Origin of the sequence: Aquipuribacter hungaricus (assembly GCF_037860755.1) — a bacterium.
Classification (GTDB): Bacteria; Actinomycetota; Actinomycetes; order Actinomycetales; family JBBAYJ01; genus Aquipuribacter; species Aquipuribacter hungaricus.
The window spans coordinates 1-2,116 of the sequence record NZ_JBBEOI010000380.1; the positions used below are offsets into that span (position 1 = coordinate 1).

Below are 2,116 nucleotides of genomic sequence, written 5' to 3' on the forward strand. Positions count from 1 at the left end.
CGCCCCCGGGAGCCCAGGGGCCCCGGCCGCGGCGACGGCCTCGAGCGCCGCGAGCGCGCGGTCGAGGTCCTCGCGCAGCAGGCGGAGCTGCCGGGCGAGCGGCACGGCGTTGCCCGCGAGGATCTGCGCCCACAGCACGGGGTCGCTCGCGGCGATCCGGGTGACGTCGCGCAGCCCCTGGCCGGCCAGCCCCACCGCCTGGCCCGGCGCGCCGACGAGGCGGGCGGCGACCAGGCTGGCGGCCACCTGGGGAAGGTGCGACACGAGCGCGACGGCCTCGTCGTGGCTCGCGGGGTCCAGCTCGACGACGACCGCGCCGAGCCGGCCGGCGGTGGTGCGCACCAGGTCGACGGCCTCCGGCGACGTGCCGGGCACGGGGGTGAGGACCCACGGCCGGCCGACGAACAGGTCGCCGCGCGCCGCCATCGGGCCCGAGCGCTCGCGCCCGGCCATGGGGTGCCCGCCGACGTAGCGGGCGGCGTCCTCCCCCGCGGCGGCCAGGACGCGCCGCACCACGCCCTCCTTGGTGCTGGCGACGTCGGTGACGACCGCGCGGGGGTAGCGCCGCAGCGCCCGGACCACGAGGCCGGCGGTGACGTCGGGCGGGGCCGCGACGACGACGAGGTCCGGCTCGTCCCCCTCCCGGACCGGGCCGGGCGGGCCGTCGAGGTCGGTGCCGTCGTCGGTGCCGCTGCCGCTGCCCAGGTGGACGCCCCCGGCGGGCAGCCGGCCCGCGCCCAGGTCGGCGGCGACGGCGGCCACGGTCGGCGAGGCGTCGGCGAGCAGGACGTCCGTGCCGCCCGGGCGCAGGCCCAGGCCCACGCTCGTCCCGACCAACCCGGCGCCGACCACGAGGACGCGGCCGGGCACGGTCACTGGGCGATGTCCCTGCGCAGCGCGACGGCCCCGCGCAGGTAGACGTGCTGGACGGCGTCGCGGGGCCGGTCGGTCTCCACGTGGGCGAGCAGGCGGACCACCCGCGGCATGGCACCCGGGACGTCGACCTCGACCGCGCACAGCAGAGGCACCGCGCCCAGGCCGACCTCGCGCGCGGCCACGGCCGGGAACTCGCTGCTGAGGTCCGGCGTGCAGGTGAACACGATGCTGATCAGGTCGTCGGCGGACAGCCCGTTCGCCGCCATCACGCCCGTGACCAGCTCGCGCGTGGAGTCGAGCAGGTGCTCCCGCTCGTCGACGTCGAGCTGCACCGCTCCCCGGACCGCCCGCACCGCCATGGTCGAGGACGCTACCGAGGGACCGGCACGACCGCGGTCACAGGCCCACGTCGCGGAACAGCCCCGCGACCTCGCCGGCGTTGAGGCGCCGGGTGGAGCCGGGCGGGAGCTCGCCGAGGCGGATGGAGCCGATCCGGGTCCGGACCAGCCGCTCGACCGGGTGCCCGACCTGCTCGAGCATCCGCCGGACCACGTGCTTGCGGCCCTCGTGGATGACGATCTCCAGCAGGGCGCGCCCGGGGGCGGAGTCCACCACGGCGAACTCGTCGACCTGGACCGGGCCGTCGTCGAGCTCGATGCCCGCCCGGAGCGTGGCGCCGAGGTCGCGGCCGACCGGGCCGGGCACCTGCGCCAGGTACCACTTGGGCACGCCGAAGCTGGGGTGCTGGAGCCGGTGGGCGAGGTCGCCGTCGTTGGTGAGCAGCAGCAGGCCCTCGGACTCCATGTCGAGGCGGCCGACGTGGAACAGCCGCTCGTCGCGGTCGCGGACCAGGTCGCCGAGGTTGGGACGGCCCTCCTCGTCCTCCATGGTCGAGACCATGCCGAGGGGCTTGTTGACGGCCAGGTAGACCCGGGTCTCGTCGACCTGGACCCGCAGGCCGTCGACGTGGACGACCTGGGTCGGCCCGACGCGGGTGCCCAGCTCGGTGACGACCTGCTCGTCGACGGTGACCCGGCCCAGCGCGATGAGCTGCTCGGCGCGGCGGCGCGAGGCGACCCCCGCCTTGGCGAGGACCTTCTGCAGCCGCTCGCCGGCCGGGTCGTGGACGTCGGCGGCGGGGGCGGACGTCTCGGCGGCGTGCGCGGCGCGCTGGGCCTCGCCGCGGTCCTGGCGCATCTTGCGGCGGTCGGCGGGGCCGGGGCGGGAGCCGCCGACGTAC

At 77.7% G+C, this 2,116-nt stretch carries 3 protein-coding genes; all 3 read right to left on the reverse strand.

Annotated elements, in window-relative coordinates; translation table 11 throughout:
• The coding region (locus WCS02_RS19880; protein ID WP_340296018.1) for a prephenate dehydrogenase/arogenate dehydrogenase family protein at positions 1 to 876 on the reverse strand (876 nt) is incomplete at its 3' end.
• Complete coding sequence (aroH, locus tag WCS02_RS19885; protein ID WP_340296020.1) at positions 873 to 1,235, reverse strand: chorismate mutase; 363 nt, start codon at positions 1,233 to 1,235, stop codon at positions 873 to 875. The genes WCS02_RS19880 and aroH, both read right to left, overlap by 4 nt.
• Positions 1,236 to 1,272: 37 nt before the next feature.
• Positions 1,273 to 2,116 (reverse strand): pseudouridine synthase (locus WCS02_RS19890; RefSeq protein ID WP_422665445.1); only part of this gene is annotated, 844 nt, incomplete at its 5' end.